The organism is Paraburkholderia sp. RL17-380-BIE-A (assembly GCF_046028085.1).
In the GTDB taxonomy this organism is placed as follows: domain Bacteria; phylum Pseudomonadota; class Gammaproteobacteria; order Burkholderiales; family Burkholderiaceae; genus Paraburkholderia.
In genome coordinates, this window is sequence record NZ_JARESQ010000075.1 from 1 (window position 1) to 245 (window position 245).

At 64.5% G+C, this 245-nt stretch carries 1 protein-coding gene; it reads left to right on the top strand.

Annotated elements, in window-relative coordinates; all coding sequences use genetic code 11:
• On the top strand, positions 1 to 245 hold a 245-nt coding region (locus P0D68_RS35595; RefSeq protein ID WP_408303759.1), incomplete at both ends, for an acyl-CoA dehydrogenase family protein.

Below are 245 nucleotides of genomic sequence, written 5' to 3' on the forward strand. Positions count from 1 at the left end.
CTTCATCGAGGAAACCGGCGCCGCGCAGTATTACCGCGACGCGCGGATTCTGCCGATCTACGAAGGCACGACCGCGATTCAGGCGAACGATCTGATCGGCCGCAAGACCGTGCGCGATGGCGGCAAGGTGGCGAAGTCGCTGCTCGCCGGCGTGGCTGAAACGGTCGAAGCGCTCGGTGCGCAGCAGGGTCCGGCGTTCGAATCGATGAAGAAGTATCTCGCGCAGGGGCATCGCTCGTTGAGCG